The sequence below is a fragment of the Citrobacter sp. FP75 genome, from assembly GCF_018342065.1.
Taxonomy (GTDB): Bacteria; Pseudomonadota; Gammaproteobacteria; order Enterobacterales; family Enterobacteriaceae; genus Citrobacter.
Genome location: NZ_JAFDOE010000005.1, coordinates 22,222 through 36,701, shown reverse-complemented (window position 1 = coordinate 36,701; position 14,480 = coordinate 22,222). Strand labels below are relative to the sequence as shown.

Sequence of the window (14,480 nt, the reverse complement as noted above, 5' to 3'; positions counted from 1 at the left end):
ATAATAAATAAACACATCACCCTTTATCGTTTGGATTGAGGGCCTCTGTCAACCGTTGATGTACTTCCTGCTGCAGCTCATTATTAAGGGCACGCCGGTCGGCTGTCGCGATTATGAATAAATCTTCTACTCGCTCGCCAATGGTTGTAATTCGGGCGCCATGCAGCGAAATTCCCAGATCGGCAAAAATCTGTCCGACCCGCGCCAGCAGGCCGGGCTGGTCAAGAGCGATAACCTCAAGGAATGATTTTCGGTCGGTATGGGTCGGCAGAAAAGTCACCTCGGTATCGACGGTAAAGTGACGTAATTTTGCCGGCTGGCGACGCGGTTGCGGCGGCTGCCAACTGCGTTGGGTGATCGCCTGCTCCAACCCTGAGCGGATCGCTTCGTGGCGGTCTGACGATAGCGGACTGCCGTCCGGCTCCAGCACGATAAACGTATCCATCGCCATCCCGTCGCGGGTGGTAAAAATCTGCGCATCGTGGACGCTAAGATTACGCCGATCCAACTCGGCGCAGACCGCGGCAAACAGATAGGGGCGGTCCGGGCTCCAGATGAAAATCTCCGTTCCGCCGCGCGTGGCCTGCGGGCTGAGTAAAATCAGCGGCTTGTTCATGTCGTGCTGTAACAGATGACGTGCATGCCAGGCCAGCTGGTTTGGGCTATGGCGCACGAAATAGTTGGCGCGACAGCGCGACCAGATATGGTGCAGCGCTTCTTCATCAATGTTGTCCATGCGCAGCAGCGCCAGCGCTTGCAACTGATGATGGCGCACGCGTTCGCGCATATCCGGCGTGTTTTGCATACCACGACGCAGCTGTTTTTCCGTCGCGAAGTACAGCTCACGTAGCAGGCTTTGTTTCCAGCTGTTCCACAGCGTTTCGTTGGTGGCGCAAATATCCGCTACCGTCAGGCATACCAGGAAGCGCAGTCGGTGTTCCGTTTGCACCTCTTCGGCGAATTGTTTGATGACTTCGGGGTCCTGAATATCGCGGCGCTGGGCGGTCACCGACATCAGTAGATGCTGGCGCACCAGCCAGGCGACCAGATTCGTTTCGCGGGAGTTCAGCCCGTGCAGCTCGGCGAACTTGAGCACGTCCTGGGCGCCGAGAACCGAGTGGTCGCCACCGCGACCTTTGGCGATATCGTGGAACAGCGCGGCAATCAGAATTAGCTCCGGCTGGCGCAGGCGTGGCCAGAGATCGACACACAGCGGATGGCGCTGGCGGGTTTCTTCTTTGGCAAAGCTTTCCAGCTTTAGCATCACGCGAATCGTATGTTCATCCACCGTATAGGCATGAAACAGGTCAAACTGCATTTGGCCGACAATGTGCGACCACTGCGGCATATAAGCCCACAATACGCTGTGGCGATGCATCGGCAGCAGGCCGCGGCTCACCGCCCCCGGGTGGCGTAACATGCTGAGAAACAGCGAACGCGCTTCCGGGATGTAGCACAGCGGCTGGGTCAGATGGCGGCGGGCATGGCGCAAATGGCGCAGCGTGGTGGAATATATACCGGTTATCGCGCTGTTACGCACCATGGTGTAAAACATCCGTAGAATCGCTTCCGGTTCGCGGATAAACAGATCGTCGTTACGCAAATCAATTAACGTGCCGCGTAGCTGAAAGTCGTCATCGATCGGGCGCGGTTTTTCATCTGCGGACAGGGCGAGGATCGCCTCATCAAACAACTGCAGCAGCATGTGGTTCAGTTCACTGACCCTTCGCGTGACCCGAAAATAGTCTTTCATCATCCGCTCGATTGGCTCATTGCCTTCACCGCCGTAGTTTAGCCGTTGCGCTACGCTAAGCTGACGGTCAAACAGCAGACGGTTATCGTAACGCGTAACCACCAGATGCAGCGCGAAGCGAATGCGCCAGAGGATGTGCAGACACTCATTCAGTTCGGCGCGTTCCGCCAGCGTCAAGAAGCCGAAGCCGACCATTTCATCCAGCGAAGTGGCGCCAAAATGGCGGCGTGCGACCCATTGCAGAGTATGAATATCGCGCAGGCCACCGGGGCTGCTTTTGATATCCGGCTCCAGATTGTAGCTGGTGCCGTGATAGCGCTGGTGGCGCAGGTTTTGCTCTTCCACTTTGGCGGCGTAAAACTTATCGGAGGGCCAGAAACCTTCGCTAAAAATATGTTTTTGTAACTCAAGAAACAGCGCCACGTCGCCAATTAGCAAACGCGTTTCAATCAGGTTGGTAGCGACGGTTAAATCCGACAGTCCTTCCAGTAGACACTCTTCCAGCGTACGCACGCTGTGACCAACCTCCAGTCTCACGTCCCATAGCAGCGTTAATAGCTCGCCGACTTTTTCGGCCTGCGCGTCAGGCAGTTTTTTACGGCTCAGAATCAGCAGGTCGATATCGGAAAGCGGATGCAGTTCGCCGCGCCCGTAGCCGCCGACGGCAACCAGCGCCAGATCGGCAATCTGACCGAAACCGGCTTCAATCCACAGGCGCTGTAGCAGTTGGTCAATAAACTCGGTGCGGGCTTCAATCAACTGTTCTGCGGAAACACCGCTGTCAAAGGCTTCGCCTAACCAGCTCTGGAACGTATCGATATGCGCTTTTATGCCGATACAGTTGAGATCGTGCTGAGGCCAGGTTCCGGGGTTTTGCGGTTGGCCAGGTAGGGTGGGGAGGGCAGTATTTGTGTGTTGTTCAGGAAGAGTATTCATTATGCGCCACCCATTAAAAAAGCCGGATAACGGCAAAAGCGCCTTATCCGGCCTACGAGATAGTGCAATTTGTAGGCCTGATAAGATGCAAAAGCATCGCCATCAGGCAAAACATTATTCGTCGTGAGTGATGATCGCAGGGATGGTGTCATCCTTGCGTAACGTCAGAATTTCACAGCCGTTTTCCGTCACCACAATAGTATGCTCGTACTGCGCAGACAAGCTACGGTCTTTGGTTTTCACCGTCCAGCCATCTTTCATGGTACGGATGCGGTAATCACCGGAGTTCAGCATGGGTTCAATGGTGAAAGTCATACCCGGTTGCAGCACCACACCGCCATCATCTGCATCGTAATGCAGAACCTGAGGTTCTTCATGGAAGCCGCGACCGATACCGTGACCACAGTATTCACGCACCACCGAGAAGCCTTCACCTTCCGCATATTTCTGAATGGCCGCGCCGATAGTGCGCAGGCGAATGCCTGGTTTCACCATTTTAATGCCCAGGTAGAGGCTTTCCTGCGTTACGCGACACAGGCGCTCACCCAGAATCGTCGGTTTGCCGACGATGAACATTTTGGACGTGTCGCCGTGGAACTCGTCTTTAATCACGGTCACGTCGATGTTGACGATATCACCATCTTTCAGGTGTTTAGCGTCGTCCGGGATCCCGTGGCATACCACTTCATTAATGGAGATACACACGGATTTAGGATAACCGTGGTAGCCCAGGCACGCAGAGATAGCCTGCTGCTCGTTCACGATGTAGTCATTACAGATCCTGTCCAGTTCACCGGTGCTGACGCCCGGTTTGATAAACGGTTCGATCATTTCCAGTACTTCGGCGGCCAGGCGGCCAGCGACGCGCATTTTTTCGATTTCTTCAGGGGTCTTGATTGAGATAGCCATGAATTCTGTCCATCAGTGTCGATGATTTCGACAATAATTGTGTAAGTGGTGCCAATGGTATCAGTCTGGGGTGTACCCTGCCAAATTGAGAATCATTCTGAACTTCGCCTTTCGTGCGACAGGTGCGTTGGCTGTATTTTTTCACTCCAGTCACTTACTACATGTAAGCTCCTGGAGAGTCAAAAATTTGCCGCCTTCCTGTAACACGAAATTCATCGTTCATTCGGCACAGACCGCCAACAATTATTGGTGTCGATGGCGTATTTGTGGTATAAAGCGCGCCGGACTTCCGATCCATTCGAAGACTACACACGATGGGCGGGAGCGACAAATCTCACTTTGTGTAACAACACACACGTATCGGCACATATTCCGGGGTGCCCTTTGGGGTCGGTAATATGGGATGCGTGGAGGCTTAACCCCAACTTTTATATATAGAGGTTTTAATCATGGCAACTGTTTCCATGCGCGACATGCTCAAGGCTGGTGTTCACTTCGGTCACCAGACCCGTTACTGGAACCCGAAAATGAAGCCTTTCATCTTCGGTGCGCGTAACAAAGTTCACATCATCAACCTTGAGAAAACTGTACCGATGTTCAACGAAGCTCTGGCTGAACTGAACAAGATCTCTGCTCGTAAAGGTAAAATCCTTTTCGTTGGTACTAAACGCGCTGCAAGCGAAGCGGTGAAAGAAGCTGCTAACAACTGCGACCAGTTCTTCGTGAACCATCGCTGGTTGGGCGGTATGCTGACTAACTGGAAAACCGTTCGTCAGTCCATCAAACGTCTGAAAGATCTGGAAACTCAGTCTCAGGACGGTACTTTCGAAAAGCTGACCAAGAAAGAAGCGCTGATGCGCACCCGTGAGCTTGAGAAACTGGAAAACAGCCTGGGCGGTATCAAAGACATGGGCGGTCTGCCGGACGCTCTGTTCGTAATCGATGCTGACCATGAGCACATTGCTATCAAAGAAGCAAACAACCTGGGTATCCCGGTATTTGCAATCGTTGATACCAACTCTGATCCGGACGGTGTTGACTTCGTTATCCCGGGTAACGACGACGCAATCCGTGCTGTGACCCTGTACCTGGGCGCTGTAGCTACTACCGTTCGTGAAGGCCGTTCTCAGGATCTGGCTTCCCAGGCGGAAGAAAGCTTCGTAGAAGCTGAATAATAAGGCACGCTCGTAAGAGCGACCCCTTATATATCCTGGATAATTCGAGTTGCTGGAAGGCGTTGACGCAACGAATCCCCCCGGAGCTTACGTCAGTAAGTGACTGGGGTGAGTAAGGAAAACAACGCACCAGCAGCTTGAAGAATGACGGATATAGGCCAGGTAGTATCACGTTTGGTTAGGGGGCCTGTATATGGCCCCCTTTTTCACTTTTAAATCTGTGCGGTTCTGGCCGGGCAGATCAAATCTTCCGAGGATTTTAGAATGGCTGAAATTACCGCATCCCTGGTAAAAGAGCTGCGTGAGCGTACTGGCGCAGGCATGATGGATTGCAAAAAAGCACTGACTGAAGCTAATGGCGACATTGAGCTGGCAATCGAAAACATGCGTAAATCTGGTGCGATCAAAGCGGCGAAAAAAGCAGGCAACGTTGCTGCTGACGGCGTGATCAAAACCAAAATCGACGGCAACTACGGTATCATTCTGGAAGTTAACTGCCAGACTGACTTCGTTGCTAAAGATGGTGGTTTCCAGGCATTTGCAGACAAAGTTCTGGATGCTGCAATCGCGGGCAAAATCACTGACGTTGAAGTTCTGAAAGCACAGTTCGAAGAAGAACGTGTTGCGCTGGTTGCTAAAATCGGTGAGAACATCAACATCCGTCGTGTTGCTTCCATCGAAGGCGACGTACTGGGTTCATACCAGCACGGTGCGCGTATCGGTGTTCTGGTTGCGGCTAAAGGCGCAGACGAAGAGTTGGTTAAACAGCTGGCAATGCACATTGCTGCAAGCAAGCCTGAATTCGTTAAGCCAGAAGACGTGTCTGCTGAAGTGGTAGAGAAAGAATACCAGGTTCAGCTGGATATCGCGATGCAGTCTGGTAAGCCGAAAGAAATCGCAGAGAAAATGGTTGAAGGCCGCATGAAGAAATTCACCGGCGAAGTTTCTCTGACTGGTCAGCCTTTCGTTATGGAGCCGAGCAAATCTGTTGCTCAGCTGCTGAAAGAGCACAATGCAGACGTAACTGGCTTCATCCGCTTTGAAGTGGGTGAAGGTATCGAGAAAGTTGAGACTGACTTTGCAGCAGAAGTTGCTGCGATGTCCAAGCAGTCTTAATTTTCTAAAGGAGCCGCCTGAGGGCGGCTTCTTTTTGTGTCTGACTTGTAAATTCGGTGAATCGCTATAGTGGCGACGCTGAAAAGCGACATACAATGTCGCCGGTATTAACTCATCTCATTCGTTGACAGTCTCAGGAAAGAAACATGGCTACCAATGCAAAACCCGTCTACAAACGTATTCTGCTTAAGTTAAGTGGCGAAGCTCTGCAAGGTTCAGAAGGCTTCGGTATTGATGCAAGCATACTTGACCGTATGGCTCAGGAAATCAAAGAACTGGTTGAACTGGGTATTCAGGTTGGCGTAGTGATTGGTGGCGGTAACCTGTTCCGTGGTGCTGGTCTGGCGAAAGCGGGAATGAACCGCGTTGTGGGCGACCACATGGGCATGTTGGCCACCGTAATGAACGGTTTGGCGATGCGCGATGCGCTTCACCGCGCCTATGTGAACGCTCGCCTGATGTCCGCAATCCCTCTGAACGGCGTGTGCGATAACTACAGCTGGGCGGAAGCTATTAGCCTGCTGCGTAACAACCGTGTTGTTATCCTGGCGGCCGGTACCGGCAACCCGTTCTTCACTACCGATTCCGCAGCCTGCCTGCGCGGTATTGAAATCGAAGCCGATGTGGTACTGAAAGCCACCAAAGTGGACGGCGTGTTTACCGCCGATCCGGCGAAAGATCCTACCGCGACCATGTACGAACAGCTGACCTATACAGAGGTTCTGGATAAAGAGCTGAAAGTGATGGATCTGGCAGCGTTCACGCTGGCTCGTGACCATAAATTGCCGATTCGTGTCTTCAACATGAACAAACCGGGTGCATTGCGTCGCGTTGTGATGGGTGAAAAAGAAGGCACGTTAATCACGGAATAATTCCCGTTGCGGCTAAATGCAGGTAATATTCCGCTTTAATGTCGCGGGATACGTCCCTCAAAATTAATCAAGACTATACTTGTCACATCTCGCGTGGTGGGTATGGTCTGACTGAAACCAGCTTTCAAGGATTCGTAACGTGATCAACGATATCAGAAAAGATGCTGAAGTACGCATGGACAAATGCGTCGAAGCGTTCAAAAACCAAATCAGCAAAATTCGCACAGGTCGTGCTTCTCCCAGCCTGCTGGACGGCATTATCGTGGAATATTACGGCACGCCAACTCCGCTGCGTCAGCTGGCAAGCGTAACGGTTGAAGATTCCCGTACTCTGAAAATCAACGTGTTTGACCGTTCTATGGGCCCGGCCGTTGAGAAAGCGATTATGGCTTCCGACCTCGGCCTGAACCCAAGCTCTGCGGGCTCTGACATTCGCGTTCCGCTGCCGCCGCTGACCGAAGAACGTCGTAAAGATCTGACCAAGATCGTGCGCGGCGAAGCAGAAGGCGCGCGTGTTGCCGTGCGTAACGTTCGCCGTGATGCCAACGACAAAGTGAAAGCGCTGTTGAAAGATAAAGAGATCAGCGAAGATGACGATCGCCGTTCTCAGGACGACGTACAGAAACTGACTGACGCCGCTATCAAGAAAGTGGATGCGGCGCTGGCAGAGAAAGAAGCGGAACTGATGCAGTTCTGATTCGCCTGTACGCTTAAAACGCCGCTCAGAAGGCCTGCAAAGGCTGGAAGGCGGCGTTTTGCTTTTATCCTGCCTACCCCCTAAAGGGTAAAATTCTTCTGGATGTCTGATGAAGCAATTAACCATTCTCGGCTCAACCGGTTCTATTGGTTGCAGTACGCTGGATGTCGTACGCCATAACCCGGAAACGTTTCGCGTTGCTGCGCTGGTTGCGGGTAAAAATGTCGCCCGTATGGTCGAGCAGTGTCTGGAGTTCTCTCCCCGCTATGCGGTTATGGACGATGAAAAAAGCGCGGCGCTGGTGAAAGCTGCTCTGCAGGAGCAGGGAAGTCGTACCGAAGTGATGAGCGGACAACAGGCGGCCTGTGAGATGGCTGCGCTGGATGATGTCGATCAGATTATGGCGGCGATTGTCGGTGCTGCGGGACTGTTGCCAACGCTTGCGGCAATTCGTGCAGGCAAAAGCATTTTACTGGCGAATAAAGAATCGCTGGTAACCTGTGGTCGCTTGTTTATGGATGATGTTAAGCGCCATAAAGCACAGCTTTTGCCGGTAGATAGCGAACATAACGCGATTTTTCAGAGTTTACCCCAACCTATTCAACACAATCTGGGATACGCTGACCTTGAGCAAAATGGCGTCATGTCCATTCTGCTAACCGGGTCTGGTGGCCCTTTCCGTGAAACGCCATTGCACGATCTGGTTTCAATGACCCCCGATCAAGCATGCCGTCATCCGAACTGGTCGATGGGACGAAAAATCTCTGTCGATTCTGCCACCATGATGAATAAAGGTCTGGAATACATTGAAGCGCGCTGGTTGTTTAATGCCAGTGCAAGCCAGATGGAAGTGCTGATTCATCCGCAGTCGGTTATTCATTCGATGGTTCGTTATCAGGATGGTAGCGTTCTGGCGCAGCTGGGTGAGCCTGATATGCGCACACCTATTGCCCATACGATGGCATGGCCGGAACGTGTCACGTCTGGTGTCAAGCCTGTCGACTTTTGCAAACTCAGTGCGTTGACGTTTTCCGCACCGGATTACCAACGCTATCCGTGCCTGAAACTGGCAATGGACGCGTTTGAGCAAGGGCAAGCGGCGACCACCGCGCTGAACGCCGCGAATGAAATTACCGTTGCTGCATTTCTGGCGCAACAAATTCGATTTACTGATATTGCCGAGCTCAATTTATCCGTACTGGAAAAGATGGATTTGCAGGAACCCCGGAGCGTTGATGATGTGCTGAGGGTCGATGCCGCTGCTCGGGACGTCGCCAGAAAACAAGTGATGCGACTCTCAAGCTGATGATTATCCCTCTACAGAGGATCGTGCTATTTGTTAGCGTTGGGCTTCGGTGATATAGTCTGCGCCACCCGATCGCTGGTATTGGCATTTTTTCGGCCGGGTAAGCCGTGGTTTGACACGGCTTTTTTGTGGATGGGCTTCAGTATTCCTGAGTACCGTTAAATCCTTTCAGGGACTAAAAACGCGTTATGTTGTCTGCAACTCAACCATTAAGCGAAAATTTGCCAGCACATGGCTGTCGCCATGTAGCCATTATTATGGATGGCAATGGCCGCTGGGCGAAAAAGCAAGGGAAGATTCGCGCCTTTGGGCACAAGGCCGGAGCAAAATCCGTCCGCCGGGCTGTCTCTTTTGCTGCCAATAACGGTATTGATGCGTTAACGCTGTATGCCTTTAGCAGTGAGAACTGGAACCGACCTGCGCAGGAAGTGAGCGCGTTAATGGAATTATTCGTGTGGGCACTTGATAGTGAAGTGAAAAACCTGCATCGCCATAACGTTCGTCTGCGTATTATCGGGGATATCAGTCGATTTAACTCACGTTTGCAAGAACGGATTCGCAAGTCGGAAGCGCTTACCGCCCAGAATACCGGGTTAACGCTGAATATTGCCGCGAATTACGGCGGACGCTGGGATATTGTCCAGGGAGTCAGGCTACTGGCGCAACAGGTGCAAGACGGTCTGCTGCGTCCTGAGCAAATTGACGAAGAGATGCTTGGTCAGCAAGTTTGTATGCATGAGCTGGCTCCTGTGGATTTAGTGATAAGGACTGGGGGAGAGCATCGCATCAGTAATTTTTTGCTGTGGCAAATTGCCTATGCTGAACTTTACTTTACGGATGTTCTCTGGCCCGATTTCGATGAACAAGACTTTGAAGGTGCGCTGCATGCCTTTGCTAATCGAGAGCGTCGTTTCGGCGGCACCGAACCCGGTGATGAAAAAGCCTGATGGGGGTCGCTTTTGCTGAAGTATCGCCTGATTTCTGCTTTTGTTTTAATACCCGTAGTCATCGCGGTTCTGTTTCTATTACCGCCGGTGGGGTTCGCTATTGTTACGCTGGTCGTATGTATGCTGGCTGCGTGGGAATGGGGACAGTTTAGCGGTTTCACCACTCGCACACAGCGAGTCTGGCTGGCGGTTTTGTGCGGGCTTTTGCTGGCACTGATGCTGTTTTTACTGCCTGAATATCATCACAATATTCATCAGCCGCTGGTAGAAGTGTCGCTTTGGGCGTCATTGGGCTGGTGGGGTGTAGCGCTGTTGCTGGTGCTGTTTTATCCTGGTTCTGCGTCGGTCTGGCGTAATTCCAAAACATTACGCATAATTTTCGGCGTGTTAACCATTGTCCCTTTCTTTTGGGGAATGCTGGCGCTACGCGCCTGGCATTATGATGAGAATCATTATAGTGGCGCGATATGGCTGCTGTATGTCATGATCCTCGTCTGGGGAGCGGATTCCGGTGCATATATGTTTGGTAAGCTGTTTGGCAAACATAAGCTGGCGCCGAAGGTTTCTCCAGGTAAAACCTGGCAAGGTTTTATTGGCGGACTCGCCACTGCGGCCGTGATCTCATGGGGTTATGGTATGTGGGCGAATCTTGATGTCGCGCCTGTCACCTTGCTCATTTGCTCTATCGTTGCGGCCCTGGCCTCGGTGCTGGGTGACTTGACTGAGAGTATGTTTAAGCGTGAAGCAGGTATTAAGGACAGCGGTCACTTAATTCCAGGGCACGGCGGCATTCTGGATCGTATTGATAGCCTGACGGCTGCGGTACCGGTCTTCGCTTGTCTGCTGTTACTGGTATTCAGGACGCTTTAACGGATGGTCTTATGCTGAGTATTCTCTGGAATCTGGCTGCATTCATCGTCGCACTGGGTGTGCTTATCACCGTGCACGAATTTGGTCATTTCTGGGTTGCCCGGCGCTGCGGAGTCCGCGTTGAGCGCTTTTCCATTGGCTTTGGAAAGGCGCTGTGGCGCCGCACCGACAGATTAGGCACCGAATACGTCATCGCCCTGATCCCCCTCGGCGGCTACGTCAAAATGCTGGATGAGCGTGCTGAGCCGGTGATACCGGAACTGCGCCACCACGCGTTCAACAATAAAACGGTTGGACAACGCGCTGCCATTATTGCCGCAGGTCCAATTGCTAACTTCCTTTTTGCTATTTTTGCCTACTGGCTGGTGTTTATCATCGGTGTTCCTGGCGTGCGTCCGGTTGTTGGTGAAATAACACCCAACTCGATTGCCGCACAGGCGCAAATTCAACCTGGCACGGAACTAAAAGCGGTTGATGGTATCGAAACCCCTGATTGGGATACCGTGAGATTGCAGCTGGTCTCCAAAATCGGCGATGAGCAGACTATCCTCAGCGTGGCACCGTTTGGCAGTAACCAGCGACAGGACAAAACGCTGGATTTGCGCCAATGGGCGTTTGAGCCAGACAAACAGGATCCCGTCACAAGTTTGGGGATTCGTCCACGTGGCCCGCAGATTGAACCTGTGCTGTCAGAAGTGCAGGTTAACTCCGCGGCAAGTAAGGCGGGTTTGCAAGCTGGCGACAGGATCGTTAAAGTCAATGGTCAGCCGCTAACGCAATGGATGACGTTCGTGACGCTGGTGCGCGATAATCCGAATAAGCCGTTAGCGCTAGAAATTGAAAGGCAGGGGAGTTCCTTGTCTTTGACGTTAACCCCGGACTCAAAACCGGGTAACGGTCAGGAAGAAGGTTTTGCGGGCGTCGTGCCTAAAATTATTCCTCTGCCTGATGAGTATAAGACTGTACGCCAGTATGGGCCATTCAGCGCCATCCTCGAAGCCTCGGATAAAACGTGGCAGTTGATGAAGCTGACGGTCAGTATGCTGGGAAAATTGATTACCGGTGATGTAAAACTGAACAACCTCAGTGGGCCGATTTCTATCGCCCAGGGGGCTGGGATGTCAGCGGAGTTCGGGGTGATTTATTACCTGATGTTCCTTGCGCTTATCAGCGTGAACTTAGGAATAATTAACCTGTTTCCGTTGCCCGTTCTTGACGGGGGGCATCTGCTGTTCCTGGCGATTGAAAAGCTGAAGGGCGGTCCGGTATCCGAGCGTGTTCAAGACTTTAGTTATCGCATTGGCTCAATTTTGCTGGTGTTGTTAATGGGGCTTGCACTTTTCAATGATTTCTCTCGGTTGTAAGAGAGTGTTAGGAAGAACGCATAATAACGATGGCGATGAAAAAGTTGCTCATAGCGTCGCTGCTGTTTAGCAGCGCCACCGTATACGGTGCTGAAGGGTTCGTCGTGAAGGACATTCATTTCGAAGGCCTACAGCGAGTCGCCGTTGGTGCGGCTCTCCTCAGTATGCCGGTGCGCACAGGCGACACGGTTAATGATGAAGATATCAGTAATACCATTCGTGCTCTGTTCGCCACCGGTAACTTTGAGGATGTCCGCGTCCTGCGCGATGGTGATACCCTTCTGGTTCAGGTAAAAGAACGTCCGACGATTGCCAGCATCACTTTCTCCGGTAACAAATCGGTGAAAGATGACATGCTGAAGCAAAACCTCGAGGCGTCTGGTGTGCGTGTTGGCGAGTCTCTGGATCGCACAACGCTTGCCGATATCGAAAAAGGCCTGGAAGATTTCTACTATAGCGTCGGTAAGTACAGCGCCAGTGTGAAAGCGGTGGTGACGCCGTTGCCGCGTAACCGCGTTGACCTCAAACTGGTGTTCCAGGAAGGTGTTTCGGCGAAGATCCAACAGATCAACATCGTCGGTAACCATGCCTTTACAACCGACGAGCTTATCTCTCACTTCCAGCTGCGCGATGAAGTGCCGTGGTGGAACGTGGTGGGCGATCGTAAATACCAGAAACAAAAACTGGCGGGCGACCTTGAAACCCTGCGCAGCTACTATCTGGATCGCGGTTATGCTCGCTTCAATATTGACTCCACGCAGGTCAGCCTGACGCCGGATAAGAAAGGTATCTATATCACCGTCAACATCACAGAAGGCGAGCAGTACAAGCTTTCTGGGGTTCAGGTGAGCGGTAACTTGGCCGGACACTCTGCCGAAATTGAGACCCTGACGAAAATCGAACCGGGGGAACTCTATAACGGCACCAAAGTGACCAAAATGGAAGATGATATTAAGAAGCTTCTGGGTCGCTATGGTTATGCTTACCCGCGCGTACAGTCGCAGCCTGAAATCAACGATGCCGACAAGACGGTTAAATTACGTGTAAACGTCGATGCGGGTAACCGTTTCTACGTGCGTAAGATCCGCTTTGAAGGTAACGATACCTCTAAAGACTCCGTCCTGCGTCGCGAAATGCGTCAGATGGAAGGCGCATGGCTGGGTAGCGATCTGGTCGATCAAGGTAAAGAGCGTCTGAACCGTCTGGGCTACTTCGAAACCGTAGACACCGATACTCAACGTATTCCGGGCAGCCCGGATCAGGTTGATGTGGTCTACAAGGTGAAAGAACGTAACACCGGTAGCTTTAACTTCGGTGTCGGTTACGGTACCGAGAGCGGCGTGAGCTTCCAGGCGGGCGTTCAGCAGGATAACTGGTTAGGTACCGGGTATTCGGTCGGTATTAACGGCACCAAAAATGATTACCAGACCTATACTGAGTTGTCTGTAACCAACCCGTACTTCACCGTTGATGGTGTGAGCCTTGGCGGCCGCGTCTTCTATAACGACTTTGAAGCGGATGACGCAGACCTGTCTGACTATACCAACAAAAGTTATGGTACAGACGTAACGCTGGGCTTCCCGATCAACGAATACAACACGTTGCGTGCTGGTCTGGGTTATGTGCACAACTCCTTGTCTAACATGGATCCGCAGGTTGCAATGCAACGTTATCTGGTTTCCATGGGCGAGAATCCTGACGCTGATAGCTTCAAATCAGACGATTTCACCTTCAACTACGGTTGGACATATAACAAGCTGGACCGTGGGTATTTCCCAACGGAAGGTACGCGTGTCAACCTGAACGGTAAAGTCACCGTTCCGGGTTCTGATAATGAATACTACAAAGCGACGTTGGATACCGCGACCTATGTACCGATCGATGATGACCACAAGTGGGTTGTTCTGGGTCGTACCAAATGGGGCTACGGTGATGGTATTGGCGGCAAAGAGATGCCGTTCTATGAAAACTTCTATGCCGGTGGTTCCAGTACCGTGCGTGGTTTCCAGTCCAACACCATTGGTCCAAAAGCCGTCTATTTACCAGCGAATCGTTATAATAATGATGACGATTATGACAACGAATGTGACACCACCAATACGTCACCGTGTAAATCAGACGATGCAGTGGGCGGTAACGCCATGGCTGTCGCCAGCCTGGAGTTTATTACCCCAACGCCGTTTATTAGCGACAAGTATGCCAACTCGGTCCGTACCTCCTTCTTCTGGGATATGGGTACCGTCTGGGATACCAACTGGGATTCGGCTAAGTACTCTGGTTATCCAGATTACAGCGATCCGAGCAATATCCGTATGTCTGCTGGTATCGCGTTACAATGGATGTCCCCATTGGGGCCGTTGGTCTTCTCCTACGCCCAGCCGTTCAAAAAGTACGATGGAGACAAAGCAGAGCAGTTCCAGTTTAACATTGGTAAAACCTGGTAACTGTTCTTCGCAAAGGAATGTAGTGGTAGTGTAGCGATGACTTTAGGCGATCCTGCGGGATCGTCTGGCCACGCAAAGAACTGTACCTTCG

The 14,480-nt window shown here is 51.9% G+C and carries 11 protein-coding genes; 9 read left to right on the top strand and 2 right to left on the bottom strand.

From position 1 onward, the window contains the following. Positions 1-16: 16 nt before the first annotated feature. Together glnD and map are read right to left on the bottom strand one after the other, a co-directional pair. Positions 17-2,689: a bifunctional uridylyltransferase/uridylyl-removing protein GlnD gene (gene glnD, locus JQ822_RS17035; protein ID WP_213134450.1), complete on the bottom strand. Its 2,673-nt coding sequence runs from the start codon at positions 2,687-2,689 to the stop codon at positions 17-19. A gap of 114 nt (positions 2,690-2,803) precedes the next feature. Further along, positions 2,804-3,598: a type I methionyl aminopeptidase gene (map, locus tag JQ822_RS17030; protein ID WP_213134449.1), complete on the bottom strand. Its 795-nt coding sequence runs from the start codon at positions 3,596-3,598 to the stop codon at positions 2,804-2,806. Positions 3,599-4,047: 449 nt separating this feature from the next. On the opposite strand from map, the gene rpsB reads away from it, so the two are divergent. The 9 genes from rpsB to bamA all read left to right on the top strand — a co-directional run bounded on the left by rpsB (position 4,048) and on the right by bamA (position 14,389). Next, positions 4,048-4,773, top strand: coding sequence for a 30S ribosomal protein S2 (gene rpsB, locus JQ822_RS17025; protein WP_016151758.1), 726 nt, complete (start codon positions 4,048-4,050; stop codon positions 4,771-4,773). Positions 4,774-5,037: 264 nt separating this feature from the next. Continuing rightward, positions 5,038-5,889 (top strand): translation elongation factor Ts, encoded by an 852-nt coding sequence (tsf, locus tag JQ822_RS17020; RefSeq protein ID WP_213134448.1) that lies wholly within the window; start codon positions 5,038-5,040, stop codon positions 5,887-5,889. 146 nt (positions 5,890-6,035) lie between these two features. Beyond that, positions 6,036-6,761: a UMP kinase gene (gene pyrH / locus JQ822_RS17015; RefSeq protein WP_135323084.1), complete on the top strand. Its 726-nt coding sequence runs from the start codon at positions 6,036-6,038 to the stop codon at positions 6,759-6,761. A gap of 139 nt (positions 6,762-6,900) precedes the next feature. Next, positions 6,901-7,458: a ribosome recycling factor gene (gene frr / locus JQ822_RS17010; RefSeq protein ID WP_005132113.1), complete on the top strand. Its 558-nt coding sequence runs from the start codon at positions 6,901-6,903 to the stop codon at positions 7,456-7,458. A 109-nt stretch (positions 7,459-7,567) separates the two neighbouring features. Next, positions 7,568-8,764 (top strand): 1-deoxy-D-xylulose-5-phosphate reductoisomerase, encoded by a 1,197-nt coding sequence (ispC, locus tag JQ822_RS17005; protein WP_213134447.1) that lies wholly within the window; start codon positions 7,568-7,570, stop codon positions 8,762-8,764. 188 nt (positions 8,765-8,952) lie between these two features. Further along, on the top strand, positions 8,953-9,711 hold the full coding sequence (gene ispU, locus JQ822_RS17000; protein ID WP_213134446.1) for a (2E,6E)-farnesyl-diphosphate-specific ditrans,polycis-undecaprenyl-diphosphate synthase: 759 nt from the start codon (positions 8,953-8,955) through the stop codon (positions 9,709-9,711). 12 nt (positions 9,712-9,723) lie between these two features. Further along, complete coding sequence (cdsA, locus tag JQ822_RS16995; protein WP_213134445.1) at positions 9,724-10,581, top strand: phosphatidate cytidylyltransferase; 858 nt, start codon at positions 9,724-9,726, stop codon at positions 10,579-10,581. A gap of 11 nt (positions 10,582-10,592) precedes the next feature. Then, positions 10,593-11,945, top strand: coding sequence for a sigma E protease regulator RseP (gene rseP / locus JQ822_RS16990; RefSeq protein ID WP_135323080.1), 1,353 nt, complete (start codon positions 10,593-10,595; stop codon positions 11,943-11,945). 29 nt (positions 11,946-11,974) lie between these two features. Beyond that, positions 11,975-14,389, top strand: coding sequence for an outer membrane protein assembly factor BamA (bamA, locus tag JQ822_RS16985; protein ID WP_135323079.1), 2,415 nt, complete (start codon positions 11,975-11,977; stop codon positions 14,387-14,389). Positions 14,390-14,480 lie beyond the last annotated feature (91 nt).

Excerpts from the sequence above, each read along its gene's own strand:
- glnD (WP_213134450.1), bottom strand. The coding sequence starts at position 2,689 with ATGAATACTCTTCCTGAACAACACACAAATACTGCCCTCCCCACCCTA.
- map (WP_213134449.1), bottom strand. The coding sequence starts at position 3,598 with ATGGCTATCTCAATCAAGACCCCTGAAGAAATCGAAAAAATGCGCGTC.
- rpsB (WP_016151758.1), top strand. The coding sequence starts at position 4,048 with ATGGCAACTGTTTCCATGCGCGACATGCTCAAGGCTGGTGTTCACTTC.
- tsf (WP_213134448.1), top strand. The coding sequence starts at position 5,038 with ATGGCTGAAATTACCGCATCCCTGGTAAAAGAGCTGCGTGAGCGTACT.
- pyrH (WP_135323084.1), top strand. The coding sequence starts at position 6,036 with ATGGCTACCAATGCAAAACCCGTCTACAAACGTATTCTGCTTAAGTTA.
- ispC (WP_213134447.1), top strand. The coding sequence starts at position 7,568 with ATGAAGCAATTAACCATTCTCGGCTCAACCGGTTCTATTGGTTGCAGT.
- ispU (WP_213134446.1), top strand. The coding sequence starts at position 8,953 with ATGTTGTCTGCAACTCAACCATTAAGCGAAAATTTGCCAGCACATGGC.
- rseP (WP_135323080.1), top strand. The coding sequence starts at position 10,593 with ATGCTGAGTATTCTCTGGAATCTGGCTGCATTCATCGTCGCACTGGGT.
- bamA (WP_135323079.1), top strand. The coding sequence starts at position 11,975 with ATGGCGATGAAAAAGTTGCTCATAGCGTCGCTGCTGTTTAGCAGCGCC.